This is a genomic window from Ferrimonas pelagia, assembly GCF_039543565.1.
Classification (GTDB): Bacteria; Pseudomonadota; Gammaproteobacteria; order Enterobacterales; family Shewanellaceae; genus Ferrimonas; species Ferrimonas pelagia.
In genome coordinates this window covers 1-17535 of record NZ_BAABJZ010000097.1, presented here as the reverse complement: position 1 = coordinate 17535, position 17535 = coordinate 1, and the positions used below count along the sequence as shown (strand labels likewise).

Below are 17535 nucleotides of genomic sequence, written 5' to 3'. Positions count from 1 at the left end.
ATAAGGAAACAACATATATAAGTTCACAATCCGTACCGTACAAATCTCTATCTCTAGTACATAAGCAGAGATTCAATGCATAACAGAAACAAGTCTACAATAGAAATTTCAACACCCACCAATCGACTGTCCATTTGACAAGTCTCGACTCGATTCAATTGGGACCAACGAAAACCCATGTTGATAATACTGTTACTAAATAATGGCATATACTGCTCAACAGATAACCACCATGCACATGCAAAATTTTATTACGCTGTCTCACCCAGCGTATAAACTCCCAAGTTGCCGCATTAGCATATCAACATCTAAATGACTGATGCCGAACAAAACCCATCGACGACTCACGCAGATCTGGCGTCGAGGGTTACCGCAGCAAAAGTGTGACCGGCTGATCACTCGACGCATTCAAGACATGGGGCTGGCGTTGCCAGATACGTCAAATAACTTACTAATGGCTGCAATTTCGTGAGGCGTGCCGCAGGAATCAAGTCACCATGCGGCTAGAGTTAAGCCTGATCCTACCTACGGAAGATGCAATGGAACGCTTTCCCCTACTGCAGCGCGTACTAAAGCTCTGCCCCTACCACCAGATCGGGCAAATCATCAACCTGCTGCGCCGTGAAGGCCGACTGCCGGACAGTGCAAAACCCGGGGCATTTATCGCTTTAATGGGATTATGCTGCCCCTTATTTTGGGGTGCACTCTGGTTGGGGGTCAGTCGTAATGAACTGCTGTTTCATGCCAGCCACTCCGCTTTGGTCTGCTTGCTCGGCCTGTTTCTTATGGGCCAAGCCGTTCTTCGCAGCAGCCAACAAAAGCAAAACAGCCCGGAAAGATCTCCAACTCAACGCCTACCGAAAGACGCTGTCAGTAACGCTGATCGATCAGATCCAACCGCTCGATAAATGCGTCCATCGCCCGACCATCTTCCGAGTGGATCTGATAACGATTATGGAAGTGCAGATGCAACGAGGTTTGCGGATCGCTCACGGTCACCGTGTAACCGTCAAAATGTGGCCTAACCTTCAGCCCGTCCAACTCGTAATTGTCTGCTCCCTTACGGCCAAATCGAGTGGCTTTGTCGCACACCCGCAAAGCCTTGCGAACATCTAACCGGTTTTTCATCTGCTACATCCTCGATGACGACATACGTATTGTTCGAGTATCGGCATACTGGCAGCAAAATGATTGATCCTGATCAGCTTTTATAGAGACCGTGCACACAATACTGCCCAACACATGACGGACCGCCGCTATTCCCTCACAAACTGAAAAAAATATTACCAACCAGCACCATTTATCTCACTGCAGGATATAACCTGACCTGACAAAGACGCACGAACCCCTTAAACTGGCGCCACTTTATTCTCCGTGAGACTCAATCATGTTGCGACGCGCCCTCTCCAGTTGCCTACTGTCCCTGATCATGATCAGCGGCGTACAAGCCCAAACGCTGTTCTTTACCGCCATTCCGGATCAAGACGAAACCCAGCTGCGCACCCGCTTTGAGCAGGTTGGTACCTACCTCAGCGCCGAGCTGGGCGTCGAGGTCAAATACATCCCGGTCAAATCCTACTCGGCGGCGGTGACCGCGTTTCGCAACGATCAGGTTCACTTAGCCTGGTTCGGGGGCCTCTCCGGGGTCCAGGCCCGTCAGCTGGTACCGGGCTCCCGCGCCATTGCCCAGGGCGCGGTGGATCCCAACTTCAAGAGCTACCTGATCGCCCATGCGGATACCCAGTTGGGCCCGCAAACCGAGCTGGATAAAACCGTTCTGGGGGGCATGACCTTCACTTACGGCTCCAAAGGCTCCACCTCCGGCCGTTTGATGCCACAGTTCTTTATCGAACAGTCGATGGGGAAGGCCGAGCAGGTATTCAGCCGCGTCGGTTTCTCCGGCGATCATAGCCGCACCATTACCCAAGTTGAAGCCGGCGTTTATCAACTGGGCGCCGTCAACTACAAGGTGTGGAACCGCGCCGTGGCCGAAGGCAGTGTCGACTTAAACAAAGTCAGCAAGATCTGGGAAACCCCGGGCTACCCAGATTACCACTGGACCGTTCGCGGCGACGTCGACGCCCGTTTCGGCGCTGGCTTCACCGATAAACTGCAGCAGGCGCTGCTGGATCTGGACGATCCGGTGATCCTCGCCGCTTTCCCACGGGAAAAGTTCATCGAAGCCGATAACGACGATTTCACCCCGGTCGCCGATGTCGCCCGCGAGCTAGGCTTGCTGCGTTGATCTCAGTGACCAACGCCCCCCCAAAAACACCGGCTAAGCCGGTGTTTTCATTAAGCCAGCAGCGCCTCAAGCAAAGCGGCCGAGTGGTGCTGTCCATCGATCGGCTCGAGATCCTACCCGGGGAAAAAGTCGCCTTGCTGGGCCACTCTGGGGTAGGCAAATCCACCCTGTTGGATGTGCTCTATGCACAATGTCCCAAAGATGTAGCCTGGTGTCCGCAGCAGCTGGGACTGATTGAACCGCTGTCGGTGTATCACAACGTCTATGCTGGCCGGCTGAGTCGCTATCCGCTGTGGTACAACCTGGCCAACCTGCTGCGCCCTTGGCCGGGACGCCAGCATGAAGTGACCGAGCTCTTAACCCCCCTTCGGCTGACGGAAAAGCTCACCAGCAAGATCCATCAGCTCTCCGGTGGCCAGCGTCAGCGCACTGCCCTGGCTCGCGCGCTCTATCAACAGCGTCCCACCTTTTTAGGCGATGAACCCACCACGGGGGTCGATCCAGTGCAAAGCCTGACGCTACTGGCTCATGTGCTCAACGCCCATACCACCGCTGTGGTCGCCCTGCACGATGCCGAACTAGCGCTGGCCTGTTGCACCCGCATCATCGGCCTCAAAGCCGGCTCAATCCTGTTTGATAAACCCAGCCAGCAAGTCAGCAGCACCGATCTGGAACGCCTCTACCAGTGTTAGCCCACCTCGATAGCCACCGCTTTGCCCTGGCCCTGCTCATTCTGGGACTCATCGCCATCATTGGCGGTGACTGGACGACGCTGAACACCGACTACGCCGCCGAGATGCAGCGCCTGCTGCAGGGCATGTTGTGGCCGGATCTGTTCGCCACCGAGTTTCTGCTCAATGCGCTGGGCACCACCATCACCATTGCGGTGCTGGGCATTGCCCTCGGGGCTGCGCTCGGCGCTGCGATGGTGCCGCTGTATCGCTTTGCCCTAGTACGCGTCGGCTGCACCGCCGTGCGGGCCGTGCATGAGATCTTCTGGGCACTGTTGTTTTTGCAGGTGTTCGGCCTCTCCACCGTCACCGCCCTACTGGCCCTGGCACTGCCCTACGCCGCCACCTTTGCCCGGGTTTTCTCCGACATCTTAAGCCAAGCGCCCCGCTCGGTTGCTCGCGCCCTGCCGCTCGACACGCCGCGCCTGCTGGCCCTGCTCTACGCCAAGGTCCTGCCGGTCTGGCCGCAGTTGGTGAGCTACACCCGTTATCGCTTCGAGTGTGCCCTGCGCGCCTCCGCCGTGCTGGGTTTTGTCGGCCTGCCAACCCTGGGCTTTCATCTGGAAACCGCCTTTCGCCAAGGGTATTACGCCCAAGGTGGCGCCCTGCTGTGGCTGTTCTTTGCCTTGATCGGCACACAGAAGTGGTGGCTGCGTGGCTGGAGCTGGCCCCTGCTGGCACTGCTCGGATTGGTGTGGCTACCCTGGCAGGTGCATTTTGAGCCAGCGTGGGCGAAGCGCTTCTTGCTCGATGAGATCTGGCCGCAACTGCAGTACACAGATCATTCACTCTGGCTTTGGCTGGAGCAGATCTGGGCGCAGGCTGGGCCCGGTATTTGGGGCACCTTGATGGTGGCGTTTATGGCGCTGCTGCTCAGTGCGCTGCTGTGTAGCATCAGCTGGCCCATAGCCACCCGCCGCTTGTTTCCCCGCTCGGTTTGGTTGGGTCGCGCCGCGCTGCTGGTGGGCCGCTCCATGCCGGAGCTGCTATTGGCCTTTATCCTGCTGATGATCTTCGGCCCATCGATGCTGCCCGCCGCCCTGGCACTGGCGATCCACAATGGCAGTCTGATCGCCCATCTGCTGGCCCAGCGGGCCGATGATCTGCCGCTGCGCCGAGACACCGGCACCGACCCCTCCAGCTGGGCCTATGAATATGTGCCCCGGCTGGCGCCGGGTATGCGAGATCTACTAACCTACCGGTTTGAGATCATGGTGCGGGAAACCGCCATGCTCGGTATGCTCGGCGTAGCCAGTTTGGGTTTTTACGTAGACAGTGCGTTCGAGCTGTTTCAGTTTGATGTCGCCTTCGCGCTGATCGTGATCACCGCGCTGATCAACATCCTCATCGCGGGGCTATGCACGCGCCTATTCAGCCAACGTGATTGACACCCGCCAGCACAGCATCGAGAGCGAGCACCTTCGCGGCGGACGTTCCACTGCGAGATCCGCAGCCAGAGGGCACGATTGGGCTTGAACGCGACGCCGTGCTCAATCCGTCGCGCTCAACTCGATCACTTGAACCAACGCCCCGTCGTCCTGTGCCGACGCTTCGTTGCGCTGAAGGGGGCCACATTGCAATAAGGCCGGCAGCAGATCGCGCCAACTGACGATCCCGCACAAGCCACCATCCGGCTCCACCACTGGGATGCAGGAGATCTTGTGATGGTGAAACAGAGCAACGGCGTGGGCCACCGTAGCGGATCGCTCAAGGGTAATGGCGGGCCGTGACATGATCTGATGCACCCGCTTGTCCAGCGTCGCACGGTCGCGCCGACTCTCTGCCGCCGTCCCCAGATATGGACTCATCGCCTTAAACAGATCCCGATCCGACAACACCCCGGCCAGCTTGCCCTCGTCCAACACCACAAGATGATGAAATCGGGTATGGTCAAAGATCTCCTTCACCAGATGTAATCGGTCGTCCATCTCCACCGTCACCACAGGATGGCTCATCAACTCGGCTAATCGCATCCGCGCTCCCTGCCTTTCAACCCAGACTGCCTATCCTCAGTAATACGCCCTTACCCCTTAACTTAACAAGCTTTTTTAGCCGAAAAATTGGTCGGACATGTATAAAAAAGGCCAGCACTCGGCTGACCTCTTTTGCACCTTGCCATCGACAAATGGCCTGACGTTAGCTTAGAGCGTGATCACCACACGGCCGGTTACCTGGCCTTGGGTAATGGCTTCGGCATACTCGGGTACCTGCTCCAGCGTGATCTCACTGCACGCCTGCTCGTAGAAGCTGGCGGGCAAGAGCTCAACCAAGCGCTGCCACGCACGCTGACGCTTCTCAAACGGACACATCACCGAATCGACCCCCAACAACTTCACGTTGCGCAGGATAAACGGCATCACCGTGGTGGGCAGATCAAACCCGCCCGCCAGGCCACACGCCGCCACGGCGCCGTCATACTGGGTTTGTGCCAGCACATTGGCCAGCATGGCGCTACCGACGGTATCCACCGCACCGGCCCAGCGCTGCTTATCCAGCGGACGACCCAGCTCAGCCAACTCACTGCGCTCAACGATACGACTGGCCCCCAAGGCTTTAAGCATCTCGCCGTTTTCGGCGCTGCGACCCGTCACGGCAGCCACGGTGTAGCCCAATTGTGCCAGCAGCGTCACCGCCACCGAGCCCACGCCACCGGAAGCGCCGGTCACCAACACTTCGCCCTGATCCGGCGTCACTCCGGCTTCTTGCAGCGCCTGCACACACAACATGGCGGTCAAACCGGCGGTGCCGATCATCATCGCCTGCTTACCGGTCAAACCGGCGGCGAGCGGTACCAAATGATCAGCTTGCAGCCGCGCCTGCTGCGCCATGCCGCCCCAATGATTCTCGCCCACGCCCCAGCCGGTCAACACCACGTCGTCACCCGGTTGATAACGGCTGTCATCGGACTGTGCCACCTTTCCGACCAGATCGATCCCCGGCACCATCGGGAAGTTGCGAATGATCTTGCCCTTGCCGGTGATCGCCAGACCATCTTTGTAGTTCAGCGAAGAGTGATCCACGTCGATCAGCACCTCGCCCTCGGGCAGTTGGCTGGCATCGATCTGCTCGATGGACGCAATGGTCTTCTTCTCTTCTTGGTTAAGGATCAGGGCCTTGAACATGGGCTTCACTCCAAATGAACGCAATTATCTTGCTACGCAGTCTAGCTCCTCCTTGGTCATGAGCACAGTGAAAGATTGTCATTAAACGCATGATCTACGTGCATAACCCGCTCCGCTGGATCTATGCGTGCAGTGCATGGCATCTTTGAACAATCCTCACTTGGCACCTACCCGACAACTGGGTACCCTTGCGCCTCTTTTTCTGACGAGACGTCCGCCGTGTTCTCACAATCCTTGCCGGCTCAGCTACTGCGTTGGGCTGCCCTACTGATCCTGAGCCTGATCCTGGTCCACCACTGCCAGCCCCTGTTGGACGTATTGGCCCAGGACGCGGTGAATGCCGGTTGCCACAGCATGGACAACCACGACGGACACGACATGGCCGATCCCGATATGACCGATCACACCTCTCACCACACTATGGGACACCATCAATGAGCATTTTCCGTTTTCCGCTGCTGGTTTGGATGGGCATTACCATCCTGGTGGTGAGCCTGGGCATTCGCCAATCTTTTGGGATCTTCATGATGCCCATTAGCGACACCTTCAATACCGGCCGTGAGTTCTTTAGCCTGGCCATTGCCCTGCAAAACCTGTTGTTTGGTGCCTTTCAGCCCTTTGTCGGCATGGCCGCCGACCGCTACGGCGCCCGCCGAGTGATCAGCCTCGGGGCGATCGCCTACGCCGCTGGCCTGTACCTGACCTCCATCGCCGCCGCGCCAGAGTGGATGTACCTGTCACTCGGCGCCTTGGTCGGGCTAGGTCTGTCCTGTACCAGCTACGTCATCGTACTCGGTGCCGTCGCCAAAGCCGTACCGCCCCAGCACACCGCCAAGGCGTTCGGCCTGACCACCGCCGCCGGCTCCTTCGGCATGTTTGCCGTCATTCCCGGCGCGCAAAGCCTGCTCAGCCACTACGACTGGCAAACCGCTTTTATGGTGTTTGCCCTGCTGTGTGCGCTGATGATCGCCTTCGCCGCCTTTATCCGCACCGCCAAGGCCGACCAGGCCGCAGCACAGCACGCCGTGCCGGAGCAAACCTTGAGCGAAGCACTGCGCGAAGCCTTTGCCCACAAAGGCTACTGGCTGATCCACGCCGGTTTCTTTGTCTGCGGTTTTCACGTGATGTTCATCGCCACCCATCTGCCCAGCTATCTGGCCGATAAGGGCATGCCCGGCTCTGCTGCGGCACTGGCGCTGGCTTACGTCGGGATCTTCAATATCTTCGGCTCCTACTTCTGGGGCCTGATGGGCGACCGCTTTGACAAGCGCCACGTCATGGCGGTGCTCTATCTGCTGCGCGCGGTCGTGATCGGCGCCTTCGTGGTGTTGCCGGTCAATGAGCATACCGCCACCCTGTTTGGCGCCGCCATCGGCTTCTGCTGGCTCGGCACCGTGCCGCTGACCTCCGGCCTGGTGCGCCAGATCTTCGGCGCCCGCTACCTGTCGACCCTATACGGTCTGGTGTTCTTTACCCACCAGGTGGGCAGCTTCCTCGGTGCCTGGGCCGGTGGCCGGATCTACGACTACACCGGCAGCTATGAGCCGATCTGGTGGGCCACCGTGCTGTTTGCCACGATTGCCGCACTGTTGCATCTGCCCATCAACGCCAAGCCGGTGCCGAGGTTGCAAGGCGCCATGGCCTGATCCCACTGCGCCCGTACGCCACCTCTGCGCCGGGCGTAACTACCCCGCTCCTCCGACTACACTGCAAGCATGTGGCTCTCTTCTAGGTAACCCGATGCACACCCACGCCAAACTGCTTAGCTGTCTCGGCCTGCTGCCCTTTGTCGGCTTTGCGCTGGCCAGTTACCTCGCCGTGCTGCCCGCCGACACCGCCACCACCGCATTTCTGCTCTACAGCGCCTTGATACTGTCGTTTCTTGGCGGCGTGCACTGGTCTCAAGCCGTCCTCAGCAAACCCAATGTGATGCAAGCCTACGTCGCGATGCTGCCCAGCCTCATCGGTTGGTGCGCGCTCCTGCTGTTGCCGGAAAGTGCCGCGCTTTGGCTGCTCTGCGCGGCCTATTTGTTCATCTTGCTGTACGACATGCACACCTTGGACATGCCCGATGGCTATCTCAGCCTGCGCATCGCCCTCACCACCTTGGTGGTGCTGTGCCATCTGTTGCTGCTGCTCCCACGCCCCTGAGCCTGAGCAAGAGCACTCGCCAGTCCGTGGCAAAACTCGTACAATCAGCGCCTCCTTGGCGCCGCCCCTGTGGTAAGCGCCGTCCGTAATCATAAATGGCCAACCGATGAACATGGATCCCACTCACGCCTCGCAGCCGCCCGCCGCGATCAGTCCCCTTTCGATACTGGATGTCAGCGCCATGTTCCGCATTGAACAACTAGCGCATTCCCATCCTTGGAGCCAAAAACTGATGGCCAGCAACTTTGGCGGGCTCTATCGCGATCTCGGCCTCTGGCAAGGCGACCAACTTCTGGGCTATGTCATTGTCCGCGTGGTCGCCGGTGAAGCGGAGCTGATCAACATCGCGGTGGATCCGGCCCACCATGGCCAAGGGTTTGGCCGCCAACTGATGCAGGCGATGATGGCTCTGGCACAGCAGGAGCAGTGGGAGCAGATCCTGCTGGAGGTCCGCGCCTCCAACGCCCCAGCCCAGCATCTGTATCGCACGTTTGGCTTCGACGAGATCGATCGCCGTAAGGGCTACTACCCCAGCGCCGAAGGGCGGGAAGACGCCTTGATCATGCGGTGTTTCTGCCCAGCCTGAGCACGCTTGGGGGCAAAAAAACAAAAAACGGCGCATCCGAGGATGCGCCGTTTTGCCCACTCAAGCGAACAGGTGGCCTTAATCGATGAGAGCGCGGCGAACCCGCTCGAGATCGTCCGGCGTATCGACCCCGGCTTCCGGCGTTTCATGGGCTTCAGCCACATGAATTTTCTCGCCCTGATAGAGCACGCGCAGTTGCTCCAGACACTCGATGGTTTCCAGTGGGCTGACCGGCCAAGAGACGTAACGGCGGATAAAGCCGGCACGGTAACCGTAGATCCCCACATGGCGCAGCGCCCCGGGAGCGACCCCCAGCTGGGCGGCAAACCCGTCCCGATCCCACGGGATCGCGGCACGTGAGAAGTACAGCGCATGGCCGTCCTTATCACACACTACCTTGACCGCATTCGGATTGTGCATCTCCTCAGCATCGGTAATGGCCACGCCCAAGGTCGACATACCCGCCGGGCTTTGCGCCAGATTCTCCGCCACCTGACGAATATTGGCGGGTGGGATCAACGGCTCATCGCCCTGCACATTGACCACGATGGTGTCGTCGCTAAGCGACAGCAACTCAACCACTTCCGCCAGACGCTCGGTACCACTTTGATGATCCGCGGAGGTCATCACCACCTCAAACGACGCCGGTAACGCCTCCGCCACCCGGCTATCATCCGTGGCGATCACCACACGATCAGCACCGCTGGCCAGCGCACGCTCCGCCACATGCTGGATCATTGGCTTACCGGCAATATCCGCCAACGGCTTACCCGGCAAGCGAGTGGAGCCAAAACGCGCCGGGATCACCACAACAAATGACATCAGTCCTGGCTCTCCAATGTCGTGGCCCGATCTTCCAACAGGACCGGGATCCCCTCGGTGATCGGATACACCAGTCGATCCGCTTTACAGATCAGGCGTTGGCCGTCACGGTCATACTCCAGCTTGCCCTTACACACGGGACAGGCAATGATCTCCAGCAATTTATTGTCGAACGCCATCGAGCTTTTCCTTTAACTTGGCCATGAATTGGCTATCAAAATCTGGCCCCAAACTAGCAGTAACCGGTAGGTAATACCAGTTTGGGCGCGCAAAGCTACGGCACTTAACCGCATCTTTTTCCGTCATTAACAGGGCGTGGCCTGTAGGCGTGATCCGATCCAGCTGCGCCGCGTCGAAGGCTTGATGATCGGCAAAGCCGTGCTGTGCCACCACAGGGATCCCCAACTGCGCCAGCGTGGCGAAAAAACGCGGTGGATGACCGATCCCGGCCATCGCCACACAGGGGCCGTCTGGCGCCGCTTGAGCCCCGCTATCGACCCGACGCCATGCCTCTGGCGCCAATGTCATCAAAGCCTCGCCACTCTGCGCAGGGCCACCGTTATTGATGATCAGATCGCAGTGTTGCAGGCGCGCGACCGACTCGCGCAGCGGCCCCATCGGCAAGCGGTGGCCATTGCCAAAGCGGCGCTGACCGTCGATCACCGCCACCTCCAACGTGCGGCCCAAGCGGTAGTGCTGCATGCCATCGTCGCTGACGATGATGTCCACCTCGCCGCTGTCGATCAGGCGTTGCGCCGCTGCAACCCGATCCGGCCCCACCACCACAGGAACGCCGGTGCGCTGCGCCATCAACGCAGGTTCATCGCCGCACTCGCTGGCCGGCGTGTCGGCGCTCACCCACAAGGGGTAGCGCGTCGCCTTGCCGCCATAGCCACGGCTGATGATCCCCGGCCGGTAGCCTTGGCGCTGCAGCAGATCGATCAGGTAGAGCACGGTCGGCGTCTTGCCGTTGCCGCCCACACTGATGTTACCCACCACCACCACAGGGACGGCCAACACCGGCTGTCGCTTCAGCCCCAGCCGATACAGCGCGCGACGCACCGTGGTGATCAGGATAAACAAGGCCGTCAGCGGCAACAGCAGCCACAGGAGCGGGTGACCCTGTTGCCATGCCTGTTCAACGCGTCCTTGCAGCGCCATCACTCCTCTCCGAACTGCAGCTGATACAACTGGAAGTAGGCGCCCTGTTTGGCCAGCAATTCGGCGTGGCTGCCGCGCTCGACGATCTGACCCTGATCCATCACCACGATCTCATCCGCCGATTCAATGGTGGAGAGGCGGTGCGCGATCACCAATGAGGTGCGGCCCTGCTGCAGAGTCTCCAGCGCCGCCTGAATGGCGCGCTCGGACTCGGTATCCAGTGCCGAGGTGGCCTCATCCAAAATGAGGATCGGCGCATCGCGCAAAATCGCTCGGGCAATGGCGATCCGCTGGCGCTGACCGCCGGACAGCAACACGCCATCCTCACCCACCAAGGTATCCAGCCCGTCCGGCAGCTTTTCAACAAACTCCATCACATGGGCCGCCTTGGCCGCCGCCTCGATCTGCTCACGGCTGACGTTTTCTTCACAGGCATAAGCGATGTTGTTGGCAATGGAGTCGTTAAACAGCACGACTTGCTGGGACACTGTGGCGATCTGCTGCCGCAGGCTGGCCAGGGTCAGCTCAGAGATATCAACGCCATCCAAGCGGATCTTACCGCTGTCCAGCTCATAAAAGCGAGGCAGCAAGGTCGACAACGTGGTCTTGCCCGAGCCGGAGCGCCCGACCAGCGCCACACTCTTGCCGGCAGGCACTTCGAGATCAATGCCCTTAAGCACAGGTCCGTCCGAGTTGGGATAGCTGAACACCACGTTTTCCATGGTCAACTTACCCTGGCTGCTGCTTAGGGTCTGGGTGCCGGTATCCCGGGCATCCGGCTCATCCAGTACCGAGAACACGCTTTGGGCCGCAGCAATGCCGCGCTGGAACTCGGCATTCACCCGAGTCAGGCGCTTCAGCGGTGCCAGGAGCCCCATCATGGCGCTGATGATCACCACAAAAGAGCCTGGGGTCATGCTATGCAGTACGCTCTCGAAGCTGGCAGCAAAGAACACCGCAGCCAGGGCAAAGGAGCCGATCACCTGGATCGCCGGCTGGCTGATCGCCTGGGCGGCCGCCAGCTTCATATTCTGCTGCCGATTCTGGTTGTTCACCTTAGCAAAGCGCTCGGCTTCCAGGGCCTGGCCACCGAAGGCCAACACATTCTTATGACCCTTGAGCGTCTGCTCGGTGGCGCTGGTCACGCCACCCATGGCCGCCTGAATGTTTTTGGAGATATTGCGAAAGCGACGGCTGACAAAGGCGATCACCCAGGCCACCGGCGGCCCCACTAGGAAGATGATGGAGGAGAGCTGCCAGCTTTCCCAAAACATGATGGCCAGCATCGCCACCACGGTGAATCCATCACGCACCATAGTCACCAGGGCACCGGAGGAGGCACGGGAAACCTGTTCGGTGTCGTAGGTCACCTTGGAGATCAGCTCACCGCTGGGACGCGCATCGAAGAATGAGACCGGCAGACGCAGGTACTTTTCGAATACCGTCTGGCGCATGGCGCGGATCACATGCTGGCTAACCCAGGCCATGCAATAGGTAGAGACGAAGTTGGCGCTGCCTCGAAGCACAAACATGCCCACAATGAACACCGGCACCCAACGCAGAAACTCCGTATCGCCCGGCTGTAAGCCGTTATCGATGAAGGGCTTCAACATGTAGATCAGCGCCGCATCGATACCGCCATAAACCGCCATCGCCAGAACAGCGACAATGAAGGCTTGCTTGTAAGGCCGCACAAAGGGCCATAGACGCTTAAAGGTTGGCCATACCTGACCGGATTTGTTGTCGCTCATATCAGCCGATTATCAATTTCGAAGGGCAGCCATTCTACTCCGCCCACCTGGTGATACCAACGTTTAGGCCACAAAAGCCCATTTAGCACCACGTCATTGCCCAATATTGCACCAGCTCTGGCGATCGTTCAGTCTCGGTTATACCACCATGGGGCCAGAGCTTGGCGATAACCCAGCACGGAGACCGAACTTCCCAGATCGATCTGCAACTGCCCCGTCTGCCCGCTGATCCAGATCTCCGCGCCCTGCTGGCGATAACGCGCCAACACATCGGGGTGGGGGAAATTCCAGCGATTGTACCTACCGGCGGGAAACACCACCCGTTTGGGTTGCAACGCGTCAACCAGTGCCTGACTGCTTGAGGTTTTGGAGCCATGATGGGGCGCCAATAACAGATCGATCGGCCCCGCAGGCAGTTGCGCCAACAGCGACGCCTCACCCGCCTGCTCAATGTCACCGGGCAACAAGACACGCCGCTGGCCATCTTCGAGCAGCAACACACAAGAGCCGTCATTGCCCGCCAATGGCGCCTGAAACCAGCTCAGCGTCAGCCCCTGCCATTGGCTCGGCCCCTGCGTACATGGCGTGCCCTCGAAGCCGATCCGCTGCGCGATCGGGATCCTCCGCTGCAGCAGCGACGCCCCACCAGCATGGTCGTTGTCGCCATGGCTGATCACCAAATAATCGAGCCGGGTGATCCCACGCTCACGAAGCAGCGGCAGTAGCGCCACCTTGGCGTAGCTAAACCCGCCCGGCAACCGCGCACCGGTGTCGTACAACAGCGCCGCGCCCTGCCGCTGCACCAACACCGACAAGCCCTGACCCACATCGATCACATCCAAGCGCCAACGCGCCGGTTGCTGCCAGAGCAGGGCGAGCAGAGGCAGCAACAAGATCGCCGCTTGCCAGCGGGCGGCGCGCCACGGGGACCACCAGCACAACCCCGCAGCGAGCGTGGCGGCGGTCAGCGGCCACAGCCACATCAGCGGCAGATCACCGGCCCCCAGCGCAACGGCACTGGCCTGCATCGCGACCCAATCCACCGGCCATAATGCCCAGTCCGCCAGTTGCAGCACCTGCGCGGGTGCACCGGCAAAAAACAGCGCCGCCGCCAGCAAGCAAAGCGGCAGGATCAAAGCGCCAAACAGAGGCAACAGCAGCAGATTGGTCCAGATCCCATGCAGACTGAATTGACCAAACCAAACCCCCTGCAGCAAGGTGAGCAACAACGTCAGCGCGATCTGCACTTGAACAAACCATAAGATCTTATCGCGCCGCGTACTCGGCCCGGGCAGCCACCAACTGAGCAGCAGGATCACCGACACCGCACCAAATGACAGCCAATAGCCCGGCGTCATCGCCGCCAGCGGCTGAAATAGTAGGATCAACGCCGCCACCCGTAATAGGATCTCCCACGGCCGCGCCGCCCGGCTCACCCACAGCAACAGCAGCCCGAAGATCACCATCAAGGCCGCACGCACCGTCGGCAACGCAAAACCAGCCAGCGCCCCGTAACCCAGCACCGCCGCAGCCGCGAGCAACCAGACGGCAAATCGGCCACGGCCACGGGGATCGCGCCAGATCCGCGGCAGCAGCCAGCCGCCGCATGACATGACCAGACCGGCCACGATCGACAGATGCAAACCCGAGATCGCCAACAGATGGACCAAGCCCGCCTGACGCATCCGCTGCCAATCCCGCTCCGACACCGCGCGCGTATCCGCCAGCACCAGTGCCCGAAGCAGATCGCCACGGGACAACTCGGCGCTCGCCTGGGCCAGTTGTGTCAACAGATCGCCACGCCAATGGGGCGTCTCGTCGAGCAACTGACCGCGCCGAATATAGCCACTGGCCGACACACCCTCCGCCAGAAGATGCCGCCTTCGGTTAAATCCACCGAGATTTAAGCTACCGTCAGGATCCCGTAATTTAACTTCCAATTCATAACGTTGACCCAGTTTTAAAACGGGTCCGCTATACCAGGCAAGCTCTATCACTTTGTGTGAAATCAACGACATAGAATTATGCTCAATCTGCTCGACCCGCCAGCGGGTTCGCTGGTATAGTTCAGCGCCAGTAGGGACTTCAATCACTACTGCAACCAAACTGTGGATCCCGGGTGACAACGGCCGTTCAGGATCCACCAAGCGTTGAGCGTTGAGCTGCCCATAAGCAAGGCCCAAACCCAGACCCAAAAGAATGGGATACCGTTTCAGCAGCACAGCAACAGGGATCATTGCCAGACAAACCGGCAGTGGTAGCAGAACTGGCCAAACTACACTTAAAGACAGTGCTGTCACCCACCCAAATAAAATTCCATTTATCATCGGGATCAGGTTACGTCACGAGAACTATGCCAAAAAGAACAATGAAACGGATCATGCCGGATCCTGAGGCAGTCCGTCAGCATAAATATCTGAAGATATTTGGCCCCTGGATGCAAAGGGCCAATATCTGGCACCTCAACCGGCGCTCCGCCAGTGGCGCGCTGGCGATCGGCATGTTTACCGCTTGGCTGCCCATCCCTATGCAGATGGTGTTTGCCGCCCTACTTGCCATCATCGCTGGCGTCAACATGCCACTGGCCATTGCTACAGTATGGATCTCCAATCCACTGACCATGCCGATAATGTTTTACACCGCCTATCTGATGGGCACTTGGGTATTGGATCACGAGCGGCTGGTCTTTCACTTCGAGCTCAGCCTGCAATGGTTTCACGACAGCGTGAACACCATCGGCCCTCCATTCCTGCTGGGGTGCGTGCTGATGGGGCTGATCTGTGCCGCGCTCACCTATCTGGTGATCAACAGCCTATGGCGCTACTCCATTCTGTTTAGCTGGAAAAAACGCAAAGAGCGTCGCCGTTTTCCCCGCCCCCAGTAAGTGACGCGCTAAGCTAAAGAGACGCTTACTGTGGTGACTTAACTTTGATCCCCACCAAAACACTCTTTCCCGCCCTGCTGAGCCTACTGATCACCCTAGGCGTGATCATGCTCGAACAGTGGCGGGCGACCGATCTGATCTGGGGCCTATGGATCTGCTCACTGAGCATCGGCTACCTCGATATCCTGCTGATCCTATTTCGTCGCTCCCAAGCACCGCCACTGCCCAAGCGACTCAGCACCCTTGTGTTCTTTACCTTTCACTTCGGTTTCTTCCACTTCGTCCACGCGCAATTTCTGGCGCAGTTCTTTCCTCTGCCGGAGTTGGCGGTCGGCGCCAGCGAAGATCCCCGCCACCTGCTGAGCGTCACCCTTGGCCTCTACTGGCCACTGATCCTAACCAGCCTGATCAGCCAATACCCACAACTGCGCCAACCCATCAGCCAGCCCAAGCAAGCGATGACACGCCCCTATCAGAACGTGATCAGGATGCACCTGCTGATCTTGCTGTTTGCCGCGCTCGAGCAATTCGATCTCGCGCACTGGGCGCTCTACCCCATCATTGCCGTCTACTTTGTGCCGTGGCATGCATTCCGATCATCAGCCCCGCGCGCGGCAACCGGACAGCAAAGCATATCAAACCGCGGCAATGCTGCCTTACGACAAAACGGTGCCAAGCCTCAAGCCCGCGGCCGCACAAACAAATAAGGAAGCCGAAGCCTCCTTATCATCAAACAGCGCCTCCCCAGGCCCAAAAAACGTTAGGATCGATCCTTCGACCTGTTCGGCAACGGCGTATCGCCTATCACATACTTAGGCAGACAAACGCGATAGATGGGGCAACCTTGGCAGCCACGCAGCGCCGCCACTGGGCACAAAGGCGTCACGGGTTGCTTTTCTTGACCAGATTTGGATTTCATAACCACTCCCTACTGCGATCGTTGGTAACAGACCAACGCTCCTTCTCGCCTCTTATACCAACTCGGCAGCGACACATCCTTGATCTACCACAGGCCGCAGTTACTTGTGCCCCCAGCGCAAGCGAACGCCCTGACTCAATCCACGCAAAGTAGCGCCCTAAAACCTAGGATCAAAAAAGCGGCCATAAGGCCGCTTCAGGGAATGCTCTCGCCGTGGCTAGCGCTCAGCGCCAGCAAAGCCCCCATTATGTCCGATAGAGTACCTTGATGATGTGGTAGCCAAACTTGGTTTTGACTGGACCCAGCGGCTTTAGGATCTCGCCGGAGAACACTGCCTTATCAAACGGCCCCACCATGTCGCCTTTGCGAAACTCGCCCAGGCTGCCGCCTTTTTTACCGGATGGGCAGGTAGAGTACTTCTTCGCCAGATTCTGAAAGTTGGCGCCCTTCTCCAGCTGCAACAGCAGCTCTTTGGCCTTGGATTCGTGTTTCACCAAAATGTGCAATGCGGCAGCGGTCTTCGCCATGGGTCTCTCCCAAAATCAGAGTCAAAATTCAGGGCGCGGATAGTAGCACAAAAAGCCCAACACCATAGCATGCCACCAAGCCCAGTCGTGCCTATGGCACCCGCTGTGGGCTCGCCCAAGCCAGCACAATGAGACCGGTCGTACAGCTACGGCGAGCAGCGCCCAAACACGTCCCACGAGCCTAACGAGGTTGCACCGCTCGCGCTCAGTCAAAAGCAAGCGCGAGAAAAGCAGGCGCATGGCACTTTCGGCGCCAGCAGCGGCCGTTCGGCACTCAGCGCGTTTGCATTGAAGAACGCACTGTTTCTGACAGAAAGTGTGCTCTCAAACACTCAAAGCCTTGTTGATCATCAATCACTTAGGTGGGAAGATGACTTTAATTGTGCACGTATTGCCCAAAAGGTATTGAGCAATACGTGCAAAAAGGCAGACTAATACACTGTTGTACTTGCCGGGCAAGCCCGGGGAAGCTTTAAACACAAAGAATTCAGTTAGATAAATAACTTAACCTGGATGTTTATCCAGTATGATCTACAGTCTAGTTCATGACTGGATTAACACTAAAAAGCCTGTTCCAAGGCCACACCATCCAACAGCTTGGGCTTAAGTTGCCGCTGTATCAGCACAAGGCTTTTG

The 17535-nt window shown here is 58.7% G+C and carries 19 protein-coding genes; 10 read left to right on the top strand and 9 right to left on the bottom strand.

All coding sequences use genetic code 11. The features are described 5' to 3' along the window. The first annotated feature begins 539 nt into the window (after positions 1 to 539). Positions 540 to 908: a hypothetical protein gene (locus ABEA08_RS16530; protein ID WP_345336478.1), complete on the top strand. Its 369-nt coding sequence runs from the start codon at positions 540 to 542 to the stop codon at positions 906 to 908. Here ABEA08_RS16530 and ABEA08_RS16525 read toward each other — a convergent pair. Next, positions 871 to 1128 carry a DUF3081 family protein gene (locus ABEA08_RS16525; RefSeq protein WP_345336477.1) on the bottom strand — a complete coding sequence of 86 codons (258 nt, stop codon included), beginning with the start codon at positions 1126 to 1128 and terminating at the stop codon, positions 871 to 873. The two genes, ABEA08_RS16530 and ABEA08_RS16525, sit on opposite strands and share 38 nt — an antisense overlap. A gap of 259 nt (positions 1129 to 1387) precedes the next feature. On the opposite strand from ABEA08_RS16525, the gene ABEA08_RS16520 reads away from it, so the two are divergent. From ABEA08_RS16520 to ABEA08_RS16510, 3 genes are read left to right on the top strand one after another with little or no spacing between them, the layout of a single operon-like run. Next, positions 1388 to 2245: a putative selenate ABC transporter substrate-binding protein gene (locus ABEA08_RS16520; protein ID WP_345336476.1), complete on the top strand. Its 858-nt coding sequence runs from the start codon at positions 1388 to 1390 to the stop codon at positions 2243 to 2245. 5 nt (positions 2246 to 2250) lie between these two features. Continuing rightward, positions 2251 to 2937 (top strand): ATP-binding cassette domain-containing protein, encoded by a 687-nt coding sequence (locus tag ABEA08_RS16515; protein WP_345336475.1) that lies wholly within the window; start codon positions 2251 to 2253, stop codon positions 2935 to 2937. Then, a complete protein-coding gene (locus tag ABEA08_RS16510; RefSeq protein WP_345336474.1) occupies positions 2931 to 4364 on the top strand; it encodes a PhnE/PtxC family ABC transporter permease in 1434 nt (477 codons plus the stop codon). Before ABEA08_RS16515 ends, ABEA08_RS16510 begins: the two co-directional genes overlap by 7 nt. Positions 4365 to 4466: 102 nt before the next feature. Here ABEA08_RS16510 and ABEA08_RS16505 read toward each other — a convergent pair whose 3' ends face one another. Together ABEA08_RS16505 and acuI are read right to left on the bottom strand one after the other, a co-directional pair. Then, positions 4467 to 4949: a CBS domain-containing protein gene (locus ABEA08_RS16505; RefSeq protein WP_345336473.1), complete on the bottom strand. Its 483-nt coding sequence runs from the start codon at positions 4947 to 4949 to the stop codon at positions 4467 to 4469. Between the two features lie 168 nt (positions 4950 to 5117). Beyond that, a complete protein-coding gene (gene acuI, locus ABEA08_RS16500) occupies positions 5118 to 6098 on the bottom strand; it encodes an acrylyl-CoA reductase (NADPH) (RefSeq protein WP_345336472.1) in 981 nt (326 codons plus the stop codon). A 219-nt stretch (positions 6099 to 6317) separates the two neighbouring features. Between acuI and ABEA08_RS16495 the strand changes: the two genes are divergently transcribed. From ABEA08_RS16495 to rimI, 4 genes are all read left to right on the top strand, one after another. Further along, complete coding sequence (locus tag ABEA08_RS16495; protein ID WP_345336471.1) at positions 6318 to 6536, top strand: hypothetical protein; 219 nt, start codon at positions 6318 to 6320, stop codon at positions 6534 to 6536. Continuing rightward, on the top strand, positions 6533 to 7744 hold the full coding sequence (locus tag ABEA08_RS16490) for an MFS transporter (protein ID WP_345336470.1): 1212 nt from the start codon (positions 6533 to 6535) through the stop codon (positions 7742 to 7744). The genes ABEA08_RS16495 and ABEA08_RS16490 overlap by 4 nt, the downstream gene beginning before the upstream one ends. A gap of 94 nt (positions 7745 to 7838) precedes the next feature. Continuing rightward, positions 7839 to 8249, top strand: a complete 411-nt coding sequence (locus tag ABEA08_RS16485) for a DUF3429 domain-containing protein (protein ID WP_345336469.1) — start codon at positions 7839 to 7841, stop codon at positions 8247 to 8249. A gap of 106 nt (positions 8250 to 8355) precedes the next feature. After that, positions 8356 to 8835, top strand: coding sequence for a ribosomal protein S18-alanine N-acetyltransferase (gene rimI / locus ABEA08_RS16480; RefSeq protein WP_345336468.1), 480 nt, complete (start codon positions 8356 to 8358; stop codon positions 8833 to 8835). Positions 8836 to 8913: 78 nt separating this feature from the next. Here rimI and kdsB read toward each other — a convergent pair whose 3' ends face one another. The 5 genes from kdsB to ABEA08_RS16455 all read right to left on the bottom strand — a co-directional run bounded on the left by kdsB (position 8914) and on the right by ABEA08_RS16455 (position 14896). Then, on the bottom strand, positions 8914 to 9657 hold the full coding sequence (kdsB, locus tag ABEA08_RS16475; RefSeq protein ID WP_345336467.1) for a 3-deoxy-manno-octulosonate cytidylyltransferase: 744 nt from the start codon (positions 9655 to 9657) through the stop codon (positions 8914 to 8916). Further along, a complete protein-coding gene (locus ABEA08_RS16470; RefSeq protein ID WP_345336466.1) occupies positions 9657 to 9836 on the bottom strand; it encodes a Trm112 family protein in 180 nt (59 codons plus the stop codon). Before ABEA08_RS16470 ends, kdsB begins: the two co-directional genes overlap by 1 nt. Beyond that, positions 9820 to 10812, bottom strand: a complete 993-nt coding sequence (gene lpxK, locus ABEA08_RS16465) for a tetraacyldisaccharide 4'-kinase (protein WP_345336541.1) — start codon at positions 10810 to 10812, stop codon at positions 9820 to 9822. The genes ABEA08_RS16470 and lpxK overlap by 17 nt, the downstream gene beginning before the upstream one ends. A gap of 5 nt (positions 10813 to 10817) precedes the next feature. Further along, positions 10818 to 12569, bottom strand: a complete 1752-nt coding sequence (gene msbA, locus ABEA08_RS16460; RefSeq protein WP_345336465.1) for a lipid A export permease/ATP-binding protein MsbA — start codon at positions 12567 to 12569, stop codon at positions 10818 to 10820. 128 nt (positions 12570 to 12697) lie between these two features. Further along, positions 12698 to 14896: a DNA internalization-related competence protein ComEC/Rec2 gene (locus tag ABEA08_RS16455; protein WP_345336464.1), complete on the bottom strand. Its 2199-nt coding sequence runs from the start codon at positions 14894 to 14896 to the stop codon at positions 12698 to 12700. Between the two features lie 26 nt (positions 14897 to 14922). On the opposite strand from ABEA08_RS16455, the gene ABEA08_RS16450 reads away from it, so the two are divergent. Both ABEA08_RS16450 and ABEA08_RS16445 read left to right on the top strand, forming a co-directional pair. Continuing rightward, positions 14923 to 15453 (top strand): DUF2062 domain-containing protein, encoded by a 531-nt coding sequence (locus ABEA08_RS16450; protein WP_345336463.1) that lies wholly within the window; start codon positions 14923 to 14925, stop codon positions 15451 to 15453. A 44-nt stretch (positions 15454 to 15497) separates the two neighbouring features. Further along, positions 15498 to 16160 (top strand): DUF6498-containing protein, encoded by a 663-nt coding sequence (locus ABEA08_RS16445; protein ID WP_345336462.1) that lies wholly within the window; start codon positions 15498 to 15500, stop codon positions 16158 to 16160. A 457-nt stretch (positions 16161 to 16617) separates the two neighbouring features. Here ABEA08_RS16445 and ppiC read toward each other — a convergent pair whose 3' ends face one another. Further along, complete coding sequence (gene ppiC, locus ABEA08_RS16440; RefSeq protein WP_345336461.1) at positions 16618 to 16899, bottom strand: peptidylprolyl isomerase PpiC; 282 nt, start codon at positions 16897 to 16899, stop codon at positions 16618 to 16620. Between the last annotated feature and the right edge of the window lie 636 nt (positions 16900 to 17535).